General features: G+C 43.9%; 25 protein-coding genes and 1 pseudogene. 18 read left to right on the top strand and 8 right to left on the bottom strand.

All coding sequences use genetic code 11. The features are described from left to right. The 5 genes from MBEAL2_RS23990 to MBEAL2_RS23970 all read left to right on the top strand — a co-directional run bounded on the left by MBEAL2_RS23990 (position 1) and on the right by MBEAL2_RS23970 (position 4,027). Positions 1–594: a sigma-70 family RNA polymerase sigma factor gene (locus tag MBEAL2_RS23990; RefSeq protein WP_236692999.1), complete on the top strand. Its 594-nt coding sequence runs from the start codon at positions 1–3 to the stop codon at positions 592–594. Then, complete coding sequence (locus MBEAL2_RS23985) at positions 584–1,498, top strand: DUF3600 domain-containing protein (RefSeq protein ID WP_047154762.1); 915 nt, start codon at positions 584–586, stop codon at positions 1,496–1,498. Before MBEAL2_RS23990 ends, MBEAL2_RS23985 begins: the two co-directional genes overlap by 11 nt. A gap of 140 nt (positions 1,499–1,638) precedes the next feature. Then, entirely contained in the window at positions 1,639–2,550 is a 912-nt protein-coding gene (locus MBEAL2_RS23980; RefSeq protein ID WP_047154761.1) for an ABC transporter ATP-binding protein, read from the top strand. Then, positions 2,547–3,281 (top strand): ABC transporter permease, encoded by a 735-nt coding sequence (locus MBEAL2_RS23975; RefSeq protein WP_047154760.1) that lies wholly within the window; start codon positions 2,547–2,549, stop codon positions 3,279–3,281. The genes MBEAL2_RS23980 and MBEAL2_RS23975 overlap by 4 nt, the downstream gene beginning before the upstream one ends. 11 nt (positions 3,282–3,292) lie before the next feature. Continuing rightward, a complete protein-coding gene (locus tag MBEAL2_RS23970; protein WP_047154759.1) occupies positions 3,293–4,027 on the top strand; it encodes an ABC transporter permease in 735 nt (244 codons plus the stop codon). Here the strand turns inward: MBEAL2_RS23970 and MBEAL2_RS30625 are convergent. From MBEAL2_RS30625 to MBEAL2_RS23955, 3 genes are all read right to left on the bottom strand, one after another. Then, a complete protein-coding gene (locus MBEAL2_RS30625) occupies positions 3,968–4,303 on the bottom strand; it encodes a sigma factor (RefSeq protein ID WP_047154758.1) in 336 nt (111 codons plus the stop codon). The genes MBEAL2_RS23970 and MBEAL2_RS30625 overlap by 60 nt on opposite strands. A 155-nt stretch (positions 4,304–4,458) precedes the next feature. Then, entirely contained in the window at positions 4,459–5,184 is a 726-nt protein-coding gene (locus tag MBEAL2_RS23960) for a response regulator transcription factor (RefSeq protein ID WP_047154757.1), read from the bottom strand. 272 nt (positions 5,185–5,456) lie between these two features. After that, positions 5,457–6,260, bottom strand: a complete 804-nt coding sequence (locus tag MBEAL2_RS23955; RefSeq protein ID WP_047154756.1) for a class I SAM-dependent methyltransferase — start codon at positions 6,258–6,260, stop codon at positions 5,457–5,459. Between the two features lie 182 nt (positions 6,261–6,442). Between MBEAL2_RS23955 and MBEAL2_RS23950 the strand changes: the two genes are divergently transcribed. Genes MBEAL2_RS23950 through MBEAL2_RS23940 form a run of 3 tightly spaced genes read left to right on the top strand, consistent with a single transcriptional unit; the run spans position 6,443 to position 8,485 of the window. Beyond that, complete coding sequence (locus MBEAL2_RS23950; protein WP_047154755.1) at positions 6,443–7,198, top strand: metal ABC transporter ATP-binding protein; 756 nt, start codon at positions 6,443–6,445, stop codon at positions 7,196–7,198. Positions 7,199–7,211: 13 nt separating this feature from the next. After that, the gene (locus MBEAL2_RS23945) at positions 7,212–8,045 is read left to right on the top strand and encodes a metal ABC transporter permease (protein WP_047154754.1); all 834 of its coding nucleotides are present in this window, start codon (positions 7,212–7,214) and stop codon (positions 8,043–8,045) included. 17 nt (positions 8,046–8,062) lie between these two features. Further along, the gene (locus tag MBEAL2_RS23940; protein ID WP_047154753.1) at positions 8,063–8,485 is read left to right on the top strand and encodes a Fur family transcriptional regulator; all 423 of its coding nucleotides are present in this window, start codon (positions 8,063–8,065) and stop codon (positions 8,483–8,485) included. Positions 8,486–8,576: 91 nt separating this feature from the next. Here the strand turns inward: MBEAL2_RS23940 and MBEAL2_RS30620 are convergent. Further along, positions 8,577–8,768 (bottom strand): annotated as a pseudogene (locus MBEAL2_RS30620) (tyrosine-type recombinase/integrase); the annotation flags it as partial. Positions 8,769–8,837: 69 nt separating this feature from the next. Between MBEAL2_RS30620 and MBEAL2_RS23935 the strand changes: the two are divergent. The 6 genes from MBEAL2_RS23935 (at position 8,838) to MBEAL2_RS23910 (ending at position 13,870) form a co-directional block, all read left to right on the top strand. Continuing rightward, a complete protein-coding gene (locus MBEAL2_RS23935) occupies positions 8,838–9,638 on the top strand; it encodes a TIM barrel protein (protein ID WP_047154752.1) in 801 nt (266 codons plus the stop codon). Positions 9,639–10,026: 388 nt separating this feature from the next. Then, positions 10,027–11,385: a family 8 glycosyl hydrolase gene (locus tag MBEAL2_RS23930; RefSeq protein WP_439644904.1), complete on the top strand. Its 1,359-nt coding sequence runs from the start codon at positions 10,027–10,029 to the stop codon at positions 11,383–11,385. Between the two features lie 317 nt (positions 11,386–11,702). Next, positions 11,703–11,984: a hypothetical protein gene (locus tag MBEAL2_RS33220; protein WP_236693002.1), complete on the top strand. Its 282-nt coding sequence runs from the start codon at positions 11,703–11,705 to the stop codon at positions 11,982–11,984. A 46-nt stretch (positions 11,985–12,030) separates the two neighbouring features. Then, entirely contained in the window at positions 12,031–12,837 is an 807-nt protein-coding gene (locus MBEAL2_RS23920) for a GH25 family lysozyme (RefSeq protein WP_052947964.1), read from the top strand. A gap of 25 nt (positions 12,838–12,862) precedes the next feature. Continuing rightward, positions 12,863–13,147, top strand: a complete 285-nt coding sequence (locus tag MBEAL2_RS32330) for a hypothetical protein (RefSeq protein WP_047154751.1) — start codon at positions 12,863–12,865, stop codon at positions 13,145–13,147. Positions 13,148–13,420: 273 nt separating this feature from the next. Continuing rightward, entirely contained in the window at positions 13,421–13,870 is a 450-nt protein-coding gene (locus tag MBEAL2_RS23910; protein WP_047154750.1) for a transposase, read from the top strand. 418 nt (positions 13,871–14,288) lie between these two features. Here the strand turns inward: MBEAL2_RS23910 and MBEAL2_RS33755 are convergent, their stop codons facing one another. Together MBEAL2_RS33755 and MBEAL2_RS23905 are read right to left on the bottom strand one after the other, a co-directional pair. Then, complete coding sequence (locus MBEAL2_RS33755; protein WP_269082516.1) at positions 14,289–14,414, bottom strand: hypothetical protein; 126 nt, start codon at positions 14,412–14,414, stop codon at positions 14,289–14,291. A 122-nt stretch (positions 14,415–14,536) separates the two neighbouring features. After that, positions 14,537–14,881 carry a YmaF family protein gene (locus MBEAL2_RS23905; protein ID WP_047154749.1) on the bottom strand — a complete coding sequence of 115 codons (345 nt, stop codon included), beginning with the start codon at positions 14,879–14,881 and terminating at the stop codon, positions 14,537–14,539. 205 nt (positions 14,882–15,086) lie between these two features. Here MBEAL2_RS23905 and modA point away from each other — a divergent pair, with 205 nt between their 5' ends. Continuing rightward, a complete protein-coding gene (modA, locus tag MBEAL2_RS23900) occupies positions 15,087–15,887 on the top strand; it encodes a molybdate ABC transporter substrate-binding protein (protein ID WP_047154748.1) in 801 nt (266 codons plus the stop codon). A 52-nt stretch (positions 15,888–15,939) separates the two neighbouring features. On the opposite strand, the gene MBEAL2_RS23895 is transcribed toward modA, so the two are convergent. Continuing rightward, positions 15,940–16,959: an STAS domain-containing protein gene (locus tag MBEAL2_RS23895; protein ID WP_047154747.1), complete on the bottom strand. Its 1,020-nt coding sequence runs from the start codon at positions 16,957–16,959 to the stop codon at positions 15,940–15,942. 397 nt (positions 16,960–17,356) lie between these two features. Beyond that, positions 17,357–17,587 carry a hypothetical protein gene (locus MBEAL2_RS31320; RefSeq protein ID WP_152667909.1) on the bottom strand — a complete coding sequence of 77 codons (231 nt, stop codon included), beginning with the start codon at positions 17,585–17,587 and terminating at the stop codon, positions 17,357–17,359. 335 nt (positions 17,588–17,922) lie between these two features. On the opposite strand from MBEAL2_RS31320, the gene lepB reads away from it, so the two are divergent. The 3 genes from lepB (at position 17,923) to MBEAL2_RS33750 (ending at position 18,805) form a co-directional block, all read left to right on the top strand. Further along, entirely contained in the window at positions 17,923–18,201 is a 279-nt protein-coding gene (lepB, locus tag MBEAL2_RS23890) for a signal peptidase I (RefSeq protein ID WP_052947963.1), read from the top strand. Between the two features lie 71 nt (positions 18,202–18,272). Further along, positions 18,273–18,695, top strand: coding sequence for a histidine phosphatase family protein (locus MBEAL2_RS23885; protein ID WP_236692997.1), 423 nt, complete (start codon positions 18,273–18,275; stop codon positions 18,693–18,695). Then, complete coding sequence (locus MBEAL2_RS33750; RefSeq protein ID WP_269082515.1) at positions 18,683–18,805, top strand: hypothetical protein; 123 nt, start codon at positions 18,683–18,685, stop codon at positions 18,803–18,805. The genes MBEAL2_RS23885 and MBEAL2_RS33750 overlap by 13 nt, the downstream gene beginning before the upstream one ends. The last annotated feature ends 63 nt before the right edge of the window (positions 18,806–18,868 follow it).

The raw sequence follows: 18,868 nt of genomic DNA, 5'->3' as shown, positions 1-18,868 counted from the left end.
ATGAGAGATGCAGACAGAGAAGAAATGAATAAACTCATCGACCGAACCATTGCGGGTGATCGGGAGGCTTTTGGTGAGATTTATGAAAAAACAATTGATAATGTCTCCAGGACCGTTCATTTCCTGCTTGGTGACAAGTCCAGCTTCGACGATGTCCTGCAGGAGATTTACCTACAAATTTATAAATCGCTGCCCGGGTTTGATAGGAAGCGCCCTTTTCGCCCCTGGGTAACGGGCATTGCCATTCGGCAGGTAAACAGCTACCGGAGGAAAAACTGGATGCTGTTCCGGATTGCAGCGAAAAAAAGAGAACAGGAAGAAGAAAAGACGGAGCCGGACTTCTCGGGCGATGTAGTAGATAGGCTGGAAAATGAGGAGCTGCTCCGGCAGATTGAAAGCTTGCCTTACAAATTGAAGCAGGTTGTTATTCTCCGGTACTTGCATGACTACTCCCAGGAGGAAGTCGCTCAGATTCTGGATATCCCTGCAGGAACCGTAAAGTCGAGAATTCATTCCGCTCTGCAGAAGCTGCGCAAAAAGCAGGAAAGCTCCATTCATTTTTTTAGAGAGGCGGGGAGCCGATATGAACTTTGAAGATCAGGTCCGCAGCGTGCTGAAAGTGAAATCCGAAGAAATTGAACATCCACCCGCGTTAAAAGAAAAAATCCTCGCTCAAATTGATTTCGAGAAAAAGGAGAAAAGCATGAAAAAGAAATGGATAGCGGGTATTGTAGCAGCAGCCGTTATGGTTCCGACAGCCGGATTTGCGGGATATTCCTACCTGGCTGAGCAAATTGTCGGTTCAAAAGAACAGATGATAAAAGCAGGCGGAACGGAAACCGACTACAACGGTCTGGAGAGAAAGCTCCAGCAGGCCAAGAAGGTACTGGATGAAAAGGAATACAACGAGATGGCGGCTCTCCTGAAAGAGGCTGCACAGTATTCGGTAAAAGTGACAGATAAAAACGGAACAACCCATCCGGAGAAGTTAAGTCCTGCAGAAAGGCAGCAGCTTGCAGAAATTGAAAAGCAGCTTGCCCCTTACTCCAAAAAGATGGCGGGGGATGTGGAAAGCCACATCAAGGAGCTTTCTATTTCTGAATCGCAAAAGCTGCTTTCCTTCACGATTAAGCACCCGTCCTATGTCCCGGAAGGGTATAAGCTGGAAGGCGAAGTGGGGGCTACATGGGACGATGTCAAGACGCCGCTAAAGCCAGCCATTAATATGCACTATGCAAAAGGAAATGAAACCATGGTTGTCATTCAAAACGAACTTGAGGATGAAGGCAGCTTCCATATGCCGCAGACATTTGACAGGACGGCAAATTATACGCTGGATGGATACCAGGCATTCTATGGTGAAGGCGGACAGAGGGCATATAAAGGCCTTTCTATCATTGTACCGAAAAAAGGCGAACAGAGTGCCTATACCATTTATGTTAGTGGAATTCTCGAAAAGAAGGAGTTAGAAAAAATCGCACTGTCTGTTTTAAAATAATAGCTGTATAGAAGAGGAGCCTTATTTTTGAGGACTCCTCTTTTTTGATTTAATTAAGCGAAGATTAAGGTTCGCTAAAACAGGAATTAAGGAAGGAGGGCTACAATCAAAGCAGCAAAAGATTAGATAGGAGCGTAACGATGACTAAATTTCTCATAGAAACAAAAGGGCTCATCAAGCAGTTCAAAGATTTTGTTCCTGTACGTAACCTGGATTTACAGGTCAAAAAAGGAGAGGTGTACGGTTTCCTTGGACCGAACGGCGCGGGAAAGACAACGACGATTCGAATGCTTCTCGGCTTGATTAAGCCCACCGCCGGTGAAGTGTACATTTTCGGCAAACCGCTGGCACAAAACCGGATCGAAATCCTCAAGAAGGTAGGCTCGATGGTAGAGTCGCCTTCCTATTATGGCCACCTTACAGGATTTGAAAATCTCGAAGTTACCGGCAAGCTGCTCGGATTGGAGCCCGGGGAAATCGATAGAGTGCTTGAAATCGTCCGGCTTACGGAGTGGAAGGATAAGCAGGTGAGAAAATATTCCCTCGGCATGAAGCAGCGTCTCGGCATTGCGCAGGCGTTGCTGGGCCGCCCTGAGCTTCTCATTCTGGATGAACCGACGAACGGGCTCGATCCGGCCGGGATTCATGAGATACGTGACTTGATTATCAGCCTTCCCAGGCAGATGAATATGACGGTTCTTGTCTCCAGCCATATTTTAAGTGAGATTGAACTTGTGGCTGATCGGGTCGGTATTATTCATATGGGAAAGCTGCTGTTTCAAGGCGGGTTGCAGGAGCTTCGGGAGAGAAGCAAAGCGAGGCTTCGCATCGATGCCCAGCCGCTTCTGGAGGCAGGGAATTACCTGCTTCACGAGGGATACCACGTTGAAAAAGAGGAAACCAGTTTGTACATTGATGCAGCGGCGGCGAACGCCGCCAAGGTTAACCGGAAGCTGGTGGAGAATGGATACGAAGTATCGCACATAAGTGAGGATAAAAAGTCGCTTGAGGACATCTTCTTAAGGTTGACGGAGGAGGCGAAAAGTCTATGAATGCATTTGTTGTCGTGGCAGCCGAGCTGTACAAACAAAAAAGAGGCGTCATGTGGCTGCTTGTGATTGGAGGGCCTCTTCTGGTGCTCGGACTTGATTTTTTCGACCTGTATTTGCGGTACGATTACTTGTTTTCAAGGTATAGATCCGAAATGACCTCGTGGGAAATTCTGCTGCGGGAAAACCACTTCTTCTGGTTTTTCTTCCTGCCGATCGGCATTACGCTCGTCTCTACGGTTATTCATTTCAGAGAATTCAGCGACAACGCGTGGAAGCAACTGCTCAGTCTGCCTGTACGCCGGGCAAACGTGTATCTATCCAAGTGGTTTTTAACCGTTCTTCTAAGTTGGTTTGCCATTACCGTAGCGGGCATGGGAATGGTGCTTGTCGGCAAAGCGATTGGATTTCCTGAAGCAGCGGATTATTCCCTTTTCTTTGCGTATATCATGAATCAATATGCTGCGATTCTCGGCATTGTAAGCATACAGCATTGGTTAAGCTCACGCTGTAAGAATGTGATTATCCCTGTAGCCATTGGGATATGCGGCAGTGTTTGTGCGTTGTTTTTTGCCCAGTCGGGCATCGGGCCTTACATTCCTTACTCATCACTCGTATTTACGGCTCCGCTTGCGGGCGAAGATACACAGCCCGTTGTATGGGGAGGGCTTATTACCGGAATCGTTGCACTCTTCGCGGGCATGATTGAATTTCAAAAACGGGATATTGTGTAGGGAGGACGGAAATGAAAAACATGCTGGCAGTCGAATTTCTAAAATTGCGCCGCTCAAAAATCGTATGGATCGCCGTACTGGCTCCTCTTTTTCTCGTGTCTCAGGGGGTGGCCAATTTCGTACGCTATTCCGGGTTTTGGAAGGCAGAAAGAGTGAAGTGGGAAATTATTTATGAACAGTGCGTGTCTTTCTATGGCATCCTCCTGATGCCCTTGCTCGTGACCGTTTTAATGGCTTTGTTAGCCCGGATTGAGTACGGACAGAACGGGTGGAAGCAGCTTTTATCACTTCCTGTAAGAAGAGGGCAGGTTTACTGGACGAAATTTATTGTCGGGTTATCGCTTATCATTTTAAGTACACTTATCCTCATTGCAGTGATGGCGATCGGGGGCGTTCTGTTTATTCCCGGTGAATCGATGCCCCTGCATCTCATTGCCGGAGGGCCGCTGCTGTCTCTTGTAGCGATTCTGCCAATCGTGGCTCTGCAGTTTGTGCTTAGCATGCATTTTTCCCATGTGGGCGTGCCCCTGACGGTTGGTGCCGGTCTTGCCGTACCCGGCGCGTTAATAGCCAATTCAAAAACATATTGGATTTATTATCCGTGGACGTATCCGGGGATGGCTTTGCTCGGGCCTGTTCAAGAGAGATTCGATAAAGGCCCTCTTATGTATTCGATTTCTCTGCTTTTATTTATTATTGTAATGGCGGTGGGAGCCTATGGATTCAAAAGGCGGGATATCGTGTAAAGGGTGACGTTCCCTCTGCCGCGAGAGGATATGGAGGCAAATGCCTCCTGTTATCCGTTGCACCCATAGAGCAAAAGCTCCGTGTTCTCCACTGTATTTATGGACACTTTTATAAATTTCAAGCAGCGCTTCCTGGGAAGCGGCAACAGCGTCGGGCTGGCTTTGTAACACATAAAACGCCGTCGTATATACATGCTGTTCGATTTCTTTTAGAAGCTTGCGGAGACAGTCGCGATTTCCCTGCCTGGCGCAGCACAGCAAACGGTCATCTACCACAGTCTCGCCTCCTCTTCCTAAATAATTGGGATTTCATTCGACAGGGCAAGGGCGGGGCTGGTGCCAATCGAGTTAATGACGATGTCGTTCCCTGCCATTCTCAGAGAAAGACAGTAATAAAAATAACAACAAGATAGCTCCCGACGAGCCGTGTTTTAATTCCGTACACTTGCCTGCCCCTCGCGCCAGCAGTACCCGAATCCCCATACCGTTTCAATAAAATCAGGCTTAGAAGGGTAGTTCTCTATCTTTTCCCGCAGGCGCCTGATGTGGACATCGACCGTTTTCGGATCACCGATAAAATCCACACCCCACGCCATATTTAATATTTCATCCCGGTTCAATGCTCTGTTGGCGTTCTCCATGAACATTTTCATTAAATCGAATTCCCGGGGGGTTAGTTCAATTTCGCTTCCGTTTTTAAGCAATCGCTGGGCGGAAATATCGAGGAGAAAGGGACCGGTTTGAAAAGCATTTGTTTTCTCCCTTTTCGAGGCAGGCACGTTCATTCTCCTCAGTACGGCGCGAATTCGCGCGGCGAGCTCAAGAGGATTAAACGGCTTTACGATATAATCATCCGCGCCAAGCTCAAGCCCCATGAGTTTATCCATATCCTGTCCTCTGGCTGTCAGCATAATGACCGCGATATGAGGAAATTCCTCCCGCAATCTCCGGCACACCTCATACCCGTCCATGCCGGGAAGCATAACGTCGAGTACGACAAGGTCCGGTTTTTCGCTTTTTACTTTCTCCAGGCCGTCTTCCCCGGTAGCAGCTTCAATGACTTCAAAATGATTCCGCTTTAAATTAATCGTAATAAACCCCCGAATGGAGCTCTCGTCTTCAACGATTAAAATCTTGGTAGACTGATTTTCTAACATAAGGGCCTCCTGCTTCTGCACATTATACTGCTGCCGTTTCTTTGCTCTCCCTTCATATTACTATGAGAAGAACGTTTAGAGGATAACGGAGTCGGAAAAAAACAGGAAAAATAAGAAAAATATGTATTCCCTTTTATTGTAGGTTTTTTGTAAAAGCAAAGGGTTATGAGGAAGTTAAAAATGATTACGAAAAAGTTACAGCGAGTAGAATCTGGCTGCTAAAATAGAAGTAAAGAAGAGAAAAGGAAGGCGCAGCACACGCCTTCCTTGTTTTATGCCGGCTTCACAGCTTTCAGTACGATCGATTCTCCCTGAAAAGTATCAACCTGCCGGCCTTGAATTTCGATTCGGAATTTTCGTTTGACTTTCTCCGGTGCATTCATTACAAAATACGTTAACCCCTGCTTTTGTTCATCGGAAAGGTGCATGCGGTCACACCACTCGTCAAATTTGAACGTTTTTGTAAAGCGGTGCCACTCGCCAATCTCGAAACCGGCTCTCTCCGTCATTGACACCCACTCGGATTTTTTCCACGCCCGGTGGTGGCTGTAATCCCGCCGCTTCTCCAGTTCATTATAAAATTCATCAAACGCCTCCTCTTCGGGGACAACATTGTCGACGAGTAAGAAAGAGCCGCCCGGTTTAAGGACACGGAACGCTTCGTTAATAAAGGAAGCAACGTGTGGGAAGTGATGGGCCGCGATGCGGCACGTTACAATGTCAAATACACCATCTTGAAAGGGGAGCGTTTCGGCATCTCCTTTTACAAAATCAACGTTTGTACGGCCGTTCTTTTCAAGGAACCGGCGTGCGGCCAGCAGCATTTCCTCGGTTAAGTCAAGGGCGGTAACACGATGCACCAGGGGCGCCAGTGCATTTGCCACATGGCCGCCTCCTGTTGCAATATCCAGGACATGCTCATTACCAGTGGGGTGAGCGATTTCGACCAGCTTGTGTAAATCTTTTCCCTGCGCATGAATCGGACTGCTTACATAGGCTTCCGCACTGCGGGAGAATTGGGATTGTACCGCATTCTTTGTCGTTTCCTCGCCTTCACTTCGCTTTTCTTTGTCCATACTGTCCCTCCTCTTTTTGGATAACTCTGTAATATATATGATAGCATAAGAAAGAAAAGAAAAAGCTCACGGAAAAACACCATACCTGCTGCCTGTGTTTACAAACCGTAATCATTCCTTTATACTTTGACTAGTGATAAATCGTAAACAATCTTATTTATAAAAAGGGTGTTAACTATAAAATGAATACAACTGTTCTTGATGTGCAGCACGTTTCACACCGTTATGGCACCAACCAGGTGTTGGAGGACATTTCGTTTCAGCTGCACCATGGTGAAATGATGGGGCTTGTCGGGCCGAACGGCTCCGGCAAGTCTACTTTACTTAAAGTCATTCTTGGTGTTTTGCCGCTGCAGCAGGGGAAAATTGAATGGTTCGGCCAGCCTCTCGGCAAATTTCATGACTGGCCGAAAATCGGCTATGTTTCGCAGAAGGCAAACAGTTTTAACAGCGGTTTTCCCGCTACGGTGGAAGAAGTGGTGACCATGGGGCTAACCGGAAGGCTCGGCTTGCTCCACCGTCCGGGCAAAAAGGAGAAAGAACGGGTACACGAGGCGATTGCGACGGTTGGGATGAGCGAGTTTACCTCCCGCAATATCGGGCGCCTGTCGGGCGGCCAGCAGCAGCGTGTATTTATTGCCAGATCTCTCGTTAGCGATCCTGACGTTCTTATTCTGGATGAGCCTACCGTTGGTGTGGATGCTCATTCCGAAGCGCAATTCTATGAGCTGCTTAGAAACCTTAATGAAGAAAAACAAATCTCGATGATTCTTGTTTCTCACGATTTAGGGGCGGTCAGCACGAAAATGAATACAATTGCCTGTCTGAACCATCGGATTCATTTCCATGGGAATCCGGAAGAGTTTGAACGGATGCGTCCGGAAATTTTACTGCGGTCTTACGGACATGATGTACATGTTCTGCATCACGACCACTAGGAGGAGCCGGACGATGTTAGAAGCGATATTTACGTACAAATTCATGCAGCATGCCATGCTTTCCGGCCTGATTATCGGCTTTGTGGCCCCTTTAATCGGCGTTTTTCTTATCGTGAGAAGAATGTCTCTCATCGCCGATGCGCTGTCGCATATTACCTTATCCGGTGTCGCGGCGGGCCTGCTGCTGGCCCAGTATGTTCCGGCATTTAAGGGGATTAGCCCGATTTATACCGGCATGCTGTTTTCCGTTGCCGGGGCTTTTATGGTGGATAAGCTGCGCCAGGCATACCGGTTTTATCAGGAATTAGCCATCCCTATTATTCTTTCCGCAGGCATAGGACTCGGCGTTGTCTTAATTAGCCTTGCTAACGGTTTTAATGTTGACTTATTTGGTTATTTATTCGGAAGCCTACTATCGGTTACGCAGGAAGATTTACTGCGTGTTATTATTGCGAGCGTCATTGTCGTACTTGTTATCTGGTTTTTTTATAAAGAACTGTTGTACCTTTCGTTCGATGAGGAGGGGGCCCGGATTTCCGGCGTTCCGCGCAATACGATTAATATTATATTCAGCGTGCTGGTAGCTATTGTTATTAGCATCTCCATGCAGGTTGTCGGCATTCTGCTCGTTTCCGCCCTCATTACTCTCCCTGTAGCGGCAGCTCTCCAACTGGCGAACAGCTTCAAGCAGACGTTTGTGTATGCGATTATTTTTGGTGAGGTATCGGTTGTGAGCGGGCTTATTGTCGCCTATACATTTGACCTTGCATCAGGAGGAACGATTGTCCTTGTCGCCGTGCTGCTTCTTGTTCTTATTCTGCTATTCAAGAGATTGCGTAATTTTTAAAAAGGCGGTGATGCGTAATGACTGTGGAACAGGCATTGCAGCTGTTAAAAGAGGAAGGGTATAAATACACCGGGAAAAGAGAAGAGATGGTACGGGTCTTCGCGAAGGAAAAGCGCTATTTGTCCGCCCGTGACATGCTTGAATATATGCAGGAGCAATATCCGGGACTGAGCTTTGATACAGTATACCGTAATCTTACGCTGTTCACGGATTTAAATATCTTAGAAACGACGGAGCTTGGCGGGGAGCGGAAATACCGGTTCCGCTGTTCGACGGAAGACCACCATCACCATTTAATTTGCCTTTCCTGCGGGAAGACCCGGCACATTAAGTCTTGCCCGCTGGACGCGATGTTTGGACAACCGGACGAGTTCAGGATTACGGGTCATAAATTCGAAATTTACGGGTACTGTTCTGAATGTGAGGAAGCGAGAGTGTGAAACCCCTTGATGATAAGGGGTTTTTCTTTTTAAAGGGAAAAGAAAAACCGAGAAAATCTGATTTTGACACGGTTTGACTACCTTTAGCGCACTAAAGTGACTTTTTGACACTTTTCATGGTCTCTTCAAAACGGTTCGAAGCATCCTGCTGCATATCGGGTGTAACATGGCTATATAAGTTGAGCGTCATTTGGATATTAGAGTGGCCCAGGCGTTCAGAAACAATTTTAGGATGTTCGCCAAGCTTCAGCATAATCGTTGCGTGTGTATGCCGTAAATCATATTATGGTTATTTTAATGAGGGAAATTGATAAAGTATAGGGAGAAGGAAGGGAAGGGGTTTAAGTGAAAAGTGGATTATATTCGTTTAAAGACTGCTCTCAATCTAACTCAGATTGAAGATAGGCTTCAATACAATCCTGAGATTATTGAGTTTCATTTAATTGAAAAGAATTTATATGAAACTGACTTATTAATTGAACAAATACGCCTTTTAAAATCTAAAGGCATCCGAGTCTATTTACATCATCCCATGACTTATCAAGGACGATATTTGGATATTATTAGCTCAGATCAAAATATGCGTGAGCATTACGATTGGTCTTGCGAGATTTTAAGTTCAATTTGTAAACAAGAGAAAATAAAATGTGTAGTTCATTGTCATTATGCATTATCCGAAAGTACTGATTATCACGATTCACAAAAAAGAATGAAAACAAGGAAAAAAATTGAAAAAATTTTAAGCATATGTGGTGATTCTTTTCTCTGGGAAAATACTATACATGGTATTTTTTCATCAGAAAACCCCTACTTGTTATCTGAAATCGTAGAACCACTGAATTTACCTTTAAATATTGATATTAGTCATTCTTTTATTAGCTTGAAGGGTGATAACAACAAGTTAAAAGAACACCTAGATAAATTTCATTGCTTCGCAAATTATTTCCATATTGTAGATAGCATGGGAATGATTCATGATTCTTTGCCGTTAGGTAAAGGTAAAATTAATTGGGAAATGGTAAAACCATATGTTAAGGACAGTGATTTTATTTTCGAGATTGATTTAAAATCCTCGAATTATAGTGATTGTACCCCAATGATTCAGAGCGTAAATTATTTTAAAGAAATTGAAAGTAAACTAAGTATCGTATAGACCCTTTCTTAGCGAAAAGAATCTACAGTTTAGTAACAAAAAAGGAGCAGCTTCTAGGTGCTTCTTTTATTTTTCTGGGGGGAGGAACGAAGATATAATAAAAGACGGTTGGATAAACTGCCTTAATCTTCTTCCGTCTAATAGTAATGGAGTGTAAACCTGTTTAAACTGATAATAAGGTTTATAAGCGCCCAATGAGGCGTTTTTATTTAGGAATCATATAAGCAACTCCTTTTCTTTTGTCGAATTAATACTCACTGGGAGTTATCCCGATATTAAAGACAGTAATCAAAGAAAGGCTGAATAAACTGTGAAGAAAGTATTTTTATGTTTACTCTTACTCCTCTTTATCCCTTCAGTCACGTATGCTGGTTATATACAAAAATTCATGGATGAGATGAAGAAAATGCAAGAAAAAAGAAACAAAACAACAACTTCACCCATTTTAGTTCCTACACCAATGCCGACACCAACAACGCCAGATGCAATCGTAACCCCAACTCCAGAACCTGCACCTATTCCCGTACCTGCTAAAGGAGTAACAAAACCTTTTCCGCAACATGTGAGTTATGCTTCTGGCATTATTAAGCCTACAAACGTGAGCCAATCGGTGATGGATAAGACAGTAAAAAAAGCGTATGATCAATGGAAAGCGAAGTATTTAAAACAGCCTAGCGACCATCTAGACCAGTATTACATCAGTTACAGCCCAGATCATCATACTGTTTCTGAAGCGCTTGGCTATGGCATGATTAGCATGGCATATATGGCTGGGCATGATGTTGATGCTAAAAAGTACTTTGATGGTATGTTTCGTTACTTCAAAGCACACCCATCCAATATAAACCCTGCTTTTATGGCGTGGCGACAAGTGCGAAATAACCAAGGCAGGATGATTGATGACCAGCCTGGGAAAATGTCTTCGGCAACGGACGGAGATATGGATATTGCATATGCCCTGCTTCTGGCTGACAAACAGTGGGGAAATAATAAAGAGTATGACTACAAAGCAGAAGCTGTGAAGATTATCAACGCGCTTATGGAAGATATCGTGCATGACAAGCTGAATATCTTAAAAATGGGTGACTGGCAATCGGAAAGCGACGCTAAGTTTGGCGAAGCTTCTCGTTCAAGCGACTGGATGCTGAATCATTTTAGAGCCTATGAAGCAGCGACAGGTGATGCCAGATGGTCTACTGTGCTTAAATCAACACAAGGTATAATAAACCAGCTGTACAACGATTACAGCCCAAATACAGGGCTTCTCGCTGACTTTGTACAGTATGATGAGAAATTGAAAAAGTTCGGACCTGTTGTTTCGAGCAAATCGAACGTATGGATGGAATCTGAAAATGACGGATGGCATACTTTCAATGCCTGCCGGGACCCTTGGAGATTAGGTACGGATATTGTCCTGACAGGAGACAATACAAGCCGTACACAAATGGACAAGCTCAACAGTTGGATACGCAAGTCAACGAATGATGACCCAGCACGCATTATGGCCGTGTACAAGCTTGATGGAACCCCGGTAAACGATTGGGTGGATATGTGTTTTACTGCCCCCTTTATGGTGAGCGCCATGGTTGGAAACGAAAATCAAGAATGGCTCAATAACCTATGGATGCGAGTGGCCACAAATTATGATGAACGAAGCCCGGCTGTAGGTGGAGACAGCAATTACTATAATGACAGCATTCGTCTATTGTCCCTGATTACCGTATCCGGTAACTGGTGGACACCTTAACAGACAGTTAAAAAATACATTTACAGGAGCCCTTAGTGGCTCCTATTTTTATTCCCCTATAGAAAGGGGGTGAGGAGAAAATATGAAGAGATTTAGTCTGTCCCAGTTAAATATCGATACCTTAATAACCAAAGAAAATACAATAGCTGCTAGTGCGGGGTTATCTCTAACGCCGTATATCAATTTGGTTTATGGCGAGGACGAGTAACGATTATTTACCTTTTTCTTTTAACCATAGGAATGGATTGGGTTGCAGGTATCGCTGCAGCGCATAAAGACAAAACATATTCATCTGAATATGGACTGCAAGGGTTTTTTTGTACTCTGTTCTCATTCTACCGTTTCCGATGTTCGGGAACCTGCTTGATAAGGCAATGAATACACCAGGATTTGTCTTCTATGCTATGACATTCGGGCTTATATACCACTATTGGCAGAGTGCAACAGCAAACGCCTATCGCGCAGGCTGGGGAAGGCTTATCCCTGATTCGGTTGTAAAGTTTGTTAGTTCTGAAATTGCAGCCAAAACACAAAGAGCTATGAGAAAACAAGAAGAACAGGGTAATCAGCCCGAAAATACTAAGAATGGGACAAGTTAAAGCAGGTTTGAATAAAATAAATCAAATAAAAGGAGGCTTGAATAAAGTGACCCAAATAAAAGGAATCGACGTTTCCCACTGGCAGGGAAACATCGACTGGCAGAAAGTCGCGGCAGATGGTGTGCAGTTTGTCTTCATAAAAGCAACGGAAGGGACAACCTACTTTGATCCTACTTTCAACGAGTATGCAGCAGGTGCCAAAGCGAATGGAATCCATTTAGGAACGTACCATTATGCTAAATTCAGCAATGTAGCTGAAGCACAAGCAGAAGTGCAATATTTCCTCGGCAAAATTGCAGGAATCTCTTTTGATTACCCTGTCGTTTTAGACCTGGAAGAGAATAAAAAAGGGGCAAGCCAAGCAGAGTTAACAGATGCCGCTGTGGTATTCCTCCGAGCTATTGAGAAGGCCGGATACTTTGCCATGATTTACACGGGAGAATATTTTATGAGTTCCGCTTTGGATGCCTCAAAGTTAGCGCCTTTCGCCAAGTGGATTGCCCATTACGGAGGAAATCTTATTCAAAGCGCAGATATCTGGCAATACACATCAACAGGTCGTGTAAATGGCATCAACGGAGATGTTGATCTGAATTGGGCCTATCGTGACTTTGCTCCATCGAAAGTTGAGAAACCACCAGTTCACATCCCCTCCTCTGTTTTAAAACAAGGAGATAAAGGAGCGGATGTTATCCGACTTCAAAAGGATTTAACACGGAAGGGATTTGTAACCACCCCCGATGGATTGTTTGGACCAAAGACAACTACACAGGTCAAAGCCTTCCAAAAAGCAAAAAAGCTCCAAATGGATGGTATTGTCGGTCCTCAAACCTGGAAAGCGTTAGAATCCTAATAAACCAAAAACGGAGGCTATACACATGGGGAAATTAAAATCACGCAAATTATGGATGGCCATTGTAATTGCAGCTCTTATTGTCGCAAACCAAGGATTCGGTCTTCATATTCCGGAACAGGGCGTAATGTCAATGGCGGGTGTTATTATGGCGTACATATTTGGTCAAGCGTATGTAGATGCCAAACAACCTTCTGTTATTACTGCAATACCACTTGAAATGATGACGCTCGATACTTCGGTCCAAGCACAAACAGATGCTTCTGTGAAAACAGACGAACAAGAAGCTCCACAAGACCAAACCGTTTAAGAGGCTCCTCCCGAACCTGTAGCACCTGTTCCAGATCCAAATCAAGAAAAGTTGGATCGAATTTCTCAACTAGAAGCGCAACTTGCAGAAATTAAAGCAACGATGCAACAGAACCCACCGGCTTAGGCTGTTATTTTTTTATGTAACACAAAAATCCCCGCTACCTATCTGGCAGCGGGGTATCCTCTATTTCATTATATATTTACCATATGAGAGCCTGTTCAAAATGTACCCCTTATGGGTATGGAAAACAAAAACGCGAGGTGCATTTTCATGGATTTACAGCTACAGCTGCTACCCTACCACTACTATAACACACTCGGTTTTGATGCGGAACTGATTGACTACATCAATCATGTGGATGACACGATTGTGATCGAGAAGATCGCTCCACTTTACAAGGATGGCGGTCGCCCTCCGGTCGATCCCAGAGTCTCCTTTCGGATGCACTACCTGTACTTTACACGTCCGGAGATATCCTCGTTTCGAGAACTGGAAAGGCAATTGAAAGAACCGAAAAATCAAGCTTGGCGTACTTTTATTGGCGTCCCCAACCCCGAAAAAGTACCGGTTCCCGAGCACTGCTCCCCCGAAGGAAAACCGGAATGCGAGCAAGGTCACACCCTCGTGTTTGACGGATTTGATAAAGATACATACACCGCTTGGTTTCGCGGTGACGATGAACGGTGTGCAGGTTCATCCTCAGAGATGCGTTCCGATTAATTGAGCGGATGATCCAGCATCAGCGAGTAACCGTACTGCCACCGAATCATGTGGGTACCCTCAAAATAGCAGTGAAAGTTGAATAAAGATGTAGGCGAGTCCGGCATTCTGCATGCTACTCCATATGTTAAAGCAGAAGATTTTTGGGATATGTAAAAAGCCCGGTCGATTTGACCAAGCTTTTGTATTTGACCACATTGACCACCAAAGTGACCACGCACACAAGTAAATCATGTTAATCAAAATGAATACACTAATGGATAAACTCAGTAAATTCAAGGCTTTTCAACTATAGGGTCCAATACGGTTTACCAATGTTTTTGCACTTCTTTAAATTCGAAATTTAGGGGTGCTGTTCTGAATGTGAGGGAGCGAGAGTGTGAAACCCCTTGATGATAAGGGGTTTTTCTTATTTAAATTACCTTTTATTAAGCATACTTACGATTTTATAACAGGTAAGAATTATAAAGCCAAGTATAATAAGTGGTGCGGCAACGAGATAAGCACCAGAAGTAATGACATGTGTATAAAGCCAATCTTTCACAAAAAAACCTCCTCCTTGTTTCTTTAGGGTGAACAAAGAGAGGCTATTTTAAAACCTTTTCATAAGCCATTTTCACGTGATTTTTCAGAACTGGTTACATGGATAAAGAGACGCGGATCATGCTAGTAGCCTGCCCCTGTTCTTCCGTGGTAATTATGGGTGTGCATATCATTGTACGAGGTCCTGCCAGCAAACTCGTGGATATGCCCCCCGCTGGGTAGAGGAATGGCCGGTCCGGTCATTCCGCGATAGTAATGAACATGACCGTCCATAAAGGTCGTCATACCTTCATAATAATGAACATGGTTGTCTATATCGCCAGGATCAGCGGATGTTACCCCATGCATCTGATGAGCGTGATTCTGACTGTACGAAGTCATAATCGAGTAATTGTGCCGGTGCACCTGCTGTCTATTCTGCCAATAAATAAATTCCATGTTGTGTGTATGATAATTTTTGTGCTCCATCTTTCTGCCTCCTCCTGAAAATGAACATACAACAATAGATTCTATATGGTGAAAAATAGGAACGGCAAGTATCATGGCTGGTATAGCTTTTTCTTTTGCCGCAGCATGGCACGCGGCTATTTGTTTATTCTTACATCTAGCTATAAACCGTTGGAAGTCGTTATAATTGATTGTTAGAAACGGAGAATTCTATGGAGGTTTTTTTATGTGTAAAAGAATTGGTTTCGTATTCATCATACTGCTATTGTTAATCGCTCCTTTGGGTTGTTCAACGAATGAAAAGGCGGCACCAATGTCCTCACCGTCAACCGGTGCTCAAAAGACGGAAATCATCATTTTGGCAGCAGCCAGCTTAACCGATGCGTTAAACGAACTTAAAACATCATTTGAACAGGAGCATCATGCCATAAATGTAACATATAGCTTTGGAAGTTCCGGGAAGCTGGCCCAGCAAATAGAACAGGGGGCACCGGCCGATCTTTTCTTATCCGCCAGTAAAAAAGATATGGATGAATTGCAGAACAAGAACCTGATTGCAAAAGACTCCCGGATGGATTTTGCGAAAAATGAGCTCGTCCTGATAACCAATAAGGAGCACCCGCTGAATATTTCGTCCTTCGAAAACATAGATCCTGGCAAGGTTAAACAATTCGCTATTGGCGAGCCTGAGAGCGTGCCTGTTGGACGGTATACGAAGGAAGTATTTGAAAAGCTAAAACTGTGGGACAAGCTGCAGAACAGTTTTGTATTAGGAAAAGATGTGCGCCAGGTTCTTACGTATGTGGAATTGGGGAACGCCGATTTAGGAGTTGTGTATGCGAGCGATGCTCAAATCTCAAAAAAAGTAAAGCAAATCGCTATAGCCAAGCCGGAATGGCATAAACCGATTGTATATCCGGGAGCTGTAATAATAAACTCGGCCCATGCGAATGAAGCAAAACTATTTTTAAACTACCTTTCCGGTGAGAAAGGCAAAGAAATCCTGAAAAAATATGGTTTTAACTAAGTGTATCCTTTGAAAGAAGAGAAGCCTGGCCGATGAATGGCCAGGCTTTCGGTTATTTTCTTTTCAGAATCTGCATGTCTTCTTGAATTAAAGCATAGGAAATGCCATTTTGCAGCGTGGAAAAGCTTATGATTTCATCAATGGCATAGTTAGAAGCTACAATGTTCTGGCCGAGCTCAGGCGACATACCGACCAGGATGCATTGGGTTCCTAACAGCCTTGTTGCCTGGCTTAATTTATGCAGAAGCTGGATCGTATACTCATCCACTTGCTTCAGACCGGTCAAATCAAGCAGCAAGTATTTTGCATTGTGCTGCTTTACGCCATAGAGCGCTTTTTCCAGCAGCTCATCCGCACGTTTCGCATCATACTTTGCAATAAGGGGAATGACAATGATGTGTTCCAAAACCGGAATAACCGGGGCAGACAAATCTTGAATGAGTGAATTCAGCTCTTTTGTCCGTTCGATAACCGTTTGTTCTAATTCGTAAATCTTTCGTTGTTCGTTCTGGCGAATGAAGTCATGAATGTTTTGCTGTGGGGTGATAGGGGAGGCGAAAAATTCAATTTCATCGTATTCATCCCCGGCAATCTGGCTTTTATTCACCCGGTACCACATATTTTCATTAAACAGCGAGCTGAAAATTCCCGCCCAATGACCGGGGAAAAAAGAGCCAATCTTTGTTTTTCCCTGCACTTGATTAATCCTGTATTCCCAGCTGTCTGTAATTCGCGTTGTTGCCTTCTTCTCTTCCAGGCTATAGTAAGGAATTTCAACTTTCCCCCAGCCGGCCCCGGCATAGGTACGGGGTAACTCACTCACCAATTTTGTTACACTGCCCGCATAGTGGTTGGCAACAGTCTCTCCCATACGGTAGCCTGCGGTCTCTAACACCACGGTTGCGGATTCTTGACCTGATACTTCTTCGATTGCATCCAGCAGCAATTGGAATGCCGGGCTTAACCAGAATAAAATACACTCTACACCATCAAAATAAAGCTTTCCTGTTTGGGTATTCCAGGAGAATGTTGCATTCCCTACTTTATGTTCAATAATGCTGTTATTTTCCATTCGATGATAATCCTTTCGCTATGGGCATTATTAATCCTGTGGAAAATTTCCTAAGTATTATTCTACCCAAGTTTGAACGTAAAGGATAGAGCGCCGTATGCTGCAGTTCTTAAGGAGTGAGCCTATACTCTGCCGTTTTCACTTAGTAAATATTTTCCCGTATTTCTGTTTGAAAAATATGTGCTTCGGTGAAGCTAAGAAAAAAAACGGTGATTAAAGGAAATAAAAAAGCATGGGAGACAGTGTTCTTATGTGGAACTGGGTCTATGATAATATCATTAATAAGCCTTATTTTGTTCTTGGTATTCTTGGGTTATATGCCGTGGGAGCAATTCCTATTCTTTATCTTGTTTTTGTGAAACAGAGAAAATTATAAAAAGCACCTGCAAGCGTTTCTTCAGGCGGTGTCATCCCCTTTTGAGAATTTGCCCCGGGCCCATGCATCCATCTTCGCAACCTGCTTCTTGCCAATGGTTGCCCCATATATGATAAGACCCACGATAATGAGGGTGAATAAATCTACTTCCCGGGTAAACATATAATTGATGATTCCCATAACCACCTGTGGGATAACTCCTGTAGCGGCAAAGAGTACCGCCCCTACCCTGAACCAGAGAGTTGATTTCATACCATATCTGGCATAAAGCATAAAAAAAAGTGGCTAACCAGGCTAAAACCTCAAGGCCCGCCAGAATCATCCACTTGTATTCGACCAATGTGTTCATTTATTCTTCCTCCTTCACATTTGGAAATTTCTTTACAATAAAAAAGCCCGGAAGATATCTTCAACTGATATCTCCCGGGCTTTTATCCCTTTAATTAGTTTTATTATTGCTTATATGGGCGGGTTTTTCAAGCGGATAAACACGTGAGAAAAATTTATGAGTGATTTTAAAACCTTTTTTGGCAAACATCCGTTTAATATAGTGTGTATACCGACTTTTAAAATATGGAGGATAAATCATGAAAATAATAAGAGAGGTTGGGGAGTGGCTTATTCTTCCCGTCCTATTCGTTACGATTTTAAGCGCATTTGTATTTCAGCCCACCAAGGTTTTAGGAAGTTCGATGGAGCCCACATTGCATAATGAGGATCACATCTACATATCTAAATTATCGCATACATTAAACAAAGAACCCCACTACGGAGATGTCGTGATTATCGACAGCCGTGTTGAACAGAAGCGCACGCTTGAAGATGATATAAAGCGACAGCAGAGTGATAGGCTGTGTGCCGCTTGATCATGTTTTAGGTACGAAACTGTTTTAGATTTATAGGCTCTCGGATTTTTTCGAAGGAAGGATGAAAGGGAATGAAGGTTGGTTTGGTTCGGCATTTCAAGGTGAAAAAAGGGTTTCCGGAGAAAAAGCTTTTAACGGTAACGGAATTAGTGGAATGGTTTGAAGAATATGATGCAGCGGATATAGAAGAAGGGGAGACCGATTTAGGCGATATAGAGTGGCAGAGATGCCTCACAAGCGATATGCCCAGAGCAGTAAAGACGGCGGAGAAAATTTACAGGGGTAACATTATAAGGATGAAAGAATTAAGAGAAATTCCACTGCCTCAGTTCAAAATAAATATGAGGCTGCCTTTTCTAGTATGGGCTATTCTAGTGAAAGTATCGTGGATGATGAATCATAAAACACGGTTAGAAATAGAAGAGGTTAAGAGGCGCATAAGTACGGTCTTTGACAGAACATTATTGGAAGGGGGGAGAATGTGCTTATTGTGAGCCATGCTGCGTTAATGATGTTTATGGAGAAAGAACTTTTAAAAAGGGGATTTACAGGGCCGAAGGTTAAAACAGCAGAGAACGGAAAGCTTTATTTATTTGAGAAATAAATAAAGCTTTCTGTGCAATTGCTCTACACCAGACTCATTTCATTAAGGCGGTATAATAAATAA

Origin of the sequence: Aneurinibacillus tyrosinisolvens, from assembly GCF_001015055.1 — a bacterium.
Classification (GTDB): domain Bacteria; phylum Bacillota; class Bacilli; order Aneurinibacillales; family Aneurinibacillaceae; genus Aneurinibacillus_A; species Aneurinibacillus_A tyrosinisolvens.
The sequence above is the reverse complement of the archived record's forward strand: the minus strand, read 5'-3'. Positions and strand labels throughout refer to the sequence as shown.

Coding starts and splice junctions, on each gene's coding strand:
- MBEAL2_RS23990 (WP_236692999.1), top strand. CDS start 1: ATGAGAGATGCAGACAGAGAAGAAATGAATAAACTCATCGACCGAACC.
- MBEAL2_RS23985 (WP_047154762.1), top strand. CDS start 584: ATGAACTTTGAAGATCAGGTCCGCAGCGTGCTGAAAGTGAAATCCGAA.
- MBEAL2_RS23980 (WP_047154761.1), top strand. CDS start 1,639: ATGACTAAATTTCTCATAGAAACAAAAGGGCTCATCAAGCAGTTCAAA.
- MBEAL2_RS23975 (WP_047154760.1), top strand. CDS start 2,547: ATGAATGCATTTGTTGTCGTGGCAGCCGAGCTGTACAAACAAAAAAGA.
- MBEAL2_RS23970 (WP_047154759.1), top strand. CDS start 3,293: ATGAAAAACATGCTGGCAGTCGAATTTCTAAAATTGCGCCGCTCAAAA.
- MBEAL2_RS23960 (WP_047154757.1), bottom strand. CDS start 5,184: ATGTTAGAAAATCAGTCTACCAAGATTTTAATCGTTGAAGACGAGAGC.
- MBEAL2_RS23955 (WP_047154756.1), bottom strand. CDS start 6,260: ATGGACAAAGAAAAGCGAAGTGAAGGCGAGGAAACGACAAAGAATGCG.
- MBEAL2_RS23950 (WP_047154755.1), top strand. CDS start 6,443: ATGAATACAACTGTTCTTGATGTGCAGCACGTTTCACACCGTTATGGC.
- MBEAL2_RS23945 (WP_047154754.1), top strand. CDS start 7,212: ATGTTAGAAGCGATATTTACGTACAAATTCATGCAGCATGCCATGCTT.
- MBEAL2_RS23940 (WP_047154753.1), top strand. CDS start 8,063: ATGACTGTGGAACAGGCATTGCAGCTGTTAAAAGAGGAAGGGTATAAA.
- MBEAL2_RS23930 (WP_439644904.1), top strand. CDS start 10,027: ATGGATGAGATGAAGAAAATGCAAGAAAAAAGAAACAAAACAACAACT.
- MBEAL2_RS32330 (WP_047154751.1), top strand. CDS start 12,863: ATGGGGAAATTAAAATCACGCAAATTATGGATGGCCATTGTAATTGCA.
- MBEAL2_RS23910 (WP_047154750.1), top strand. CDS start 13,421: ATGGATTTACAGCTACAGCTGCTACCCTACCACTACTATAACACACTC.
- MBEAL2_RS23905 (WP_047154749.1), bottom strand. CDS start 14,881: ATGGAGCACAAAAATTATCATACACACAACATGGAATTTATTTATTGG.
- modA (WP_047154748.1), top strand. CDS start 15,087: ATGTGTAAAAGAATTGGTTTCGTATTCATCATACTGCTATTGTTAATC.
- MBEAL2_RS23895 (WP_047154747.1), bottom strand. CDS start 16,959: ATGGAAAATAACAGCATTATTGAACATAAAGTAGGGAATGCAACATTC.
- MBEAL2_RS31320 (WP_152667909.1), bottom strand. CDS start 17,587: ATGAAATCAACTCTCTGGTTCAGGGTAGGGGCGGTACTCTTTGCCGCT.
- lepB (WP_052947963.1), top strand. CDS start 17,923: ATGAAAATAATAAGAGAGGTTGGGGAGTGGCTTATTCTTCCCGTCCTA.
- MBEAL2_RS23885 (WP_236692997.1), top strand. CDS start 18,273: ATGAAGGTTGGTTTGGTTCGGCATTTCAAGGTGAAAAAAGGGTTTCCG.